Source organism: Burkholderia sp. DN3021, from assembly GCF_049805555.1.
GTDB classification, from domain to species: Bacteria; Pseudomonadota; Gammaproteobacteria; order Burkholderiales; family Burkholderiaceae; genus Burkholderia; species Burkholderia pyrrocinia_C.
Window position 1 is genome coordinate 1 of sequence record NZ_JBNCAB010000232.1, and the last position, 1,220, is coordinate 1,220.

At 57.5% G+C, this 1,220-nt stretch carries 2 protein-coding genes; both read left to right on the top strand.

Features of this window, described 5'->3' with window-relative positions; all coding sequences use genetic code 11:
- Positions 1-289: 289 nt before the first annotated feature.
- Positions 290-526, top strand: a complete 237-nt coding sequence (locus ACPUER_RS36770; RefSeq protein WP_425133579.1) for a type II toxin-antitoxin system Phd/YefM family antitoxin — start codon at positions 290-292, stop codon at positions 524-526.
- A complete protein-coding gene (locus tag ACPUER_RS36775) occupies positions 526-903 on the top strand; it encodes a type II toxin-antitoxin system VapC family toxin (RefSeq protein ID WP_425133580.1) in 378 nt (125 codons plus the stop codon). Before ACPUER_RS36770 ends, ACPUER_RS36775 begins: the two co-directional genes overlap by 1 nt.
- Positions 904-1,220: the final 317 nt, after the last annotated feature.

Sequence of the window (1,220 nt, forward strand, 5' to 3'; positions counted from 1 at the left end):
CATTTCCTCGGTTCCTTTGCCAGCATTATCGCTGGCAAAGGCCCCGGCCAAACCACTTATCCGTCTGTCCGAATTTGCGCGGCCACCTCTCTTCGCGACGGCAGACAGCAAGCCGACTCGCGGCGTAAGAAAGCGGCAGGCTCATGAGACGGGCCTCTGTAATGCGGTAGCCAACCCGCGGATAGTGAGGGGGCGTTCGTGGATCGCATACGGCCGGCTTTTTTATTGACCGCCGGACCAAGGTGGACTAATATAGACTTAGTTCATGTTAGTCCATATGAAGGATGTCATGTATACGGTCAATATCCACGAAGCGAAAACCAACTTCTCACGGCTCGTCGACGCCGCAGCCAGCGGCGAAGAGATTGTGATTGCCAAGGCTGGCAAGCCCGCTGCTCGGCTCGTCCCAATGGAGCCGGTCAAGCCGAAACGGCGCTTCGGCGGCCTGAAGGGTAAGGTGCAGATCGCTGATGACTTCGACGCGCCGCTGCCCGACGACGTGCTGGCTTTGTTCGAGGGTCGGTGATGCGCCTGTTACTGGATACGCACGTCTACCTTTGGTCTGTCCTGGACGACCGCAAGCTGTCCAAGAGCGCTCGCAAGCTCATCATGGATGCCGATGAGGTTTTTGTTAGCGCCGCGACCATTTGGGAAGCGTCAATCAAGGCCGGCCTCGGGAAACTCGACGTCGACGTGAACGAACTCGTCGCAGAGATCTCGCCCGCCGGCTTCTCAGAGCTGCCGGTACGCGTCGCACACGCTGCAATGGTGCGTGATCTGCCGGACATTCATCGCGATCCGTTCGACCGGCTTCTCGTTGCGCAGGCCATGACCGAGCCTTTACGGCTCGTAACAGCGGACGGACATCTGGCCAAATACACGGATCTCGTGATCGAGATTTAAGGCATCGGCGAACTCAATAAGATCGAAATCGCCTGGCGACATCTGAAATATCGATGGCGACGCTTCGTTACCTGGACCACGGAAACCATCGACGCTGAGCTGGCCGAACTACTGGCCGGGTACGGCACCAAATTTCAAACCAATTTCTCGTGAACACTTAACACTTACTTGGTCGATCGTCACCTGTCTGCGACGGCAGCAATGCGGATAGCGGCCGTCCTGTCCGTTGGTACACCGGCGGGCGAACGTAAAGGCGGCGGATATAGCCATCGACCACGAGCCGGTGAATCTGAATGTATACCTGCCCAAGATTCAGG

Coding starts and splice junctions, on each gene's coding strand:
- ACPUER_RS36775 (WP_425133580.1), top strand. CDS start 526: ATGCGCCTGTTACTGGATACGCACGTCTACCTTTGGTCTGTCCTGGAC.
- ACPUER_RS36770 (WP_425133579.1), top strand. CDS start 290: ATGTATACGGTCAATATCCACGAAGCGAAAACCAACTTCTCACGGCTC.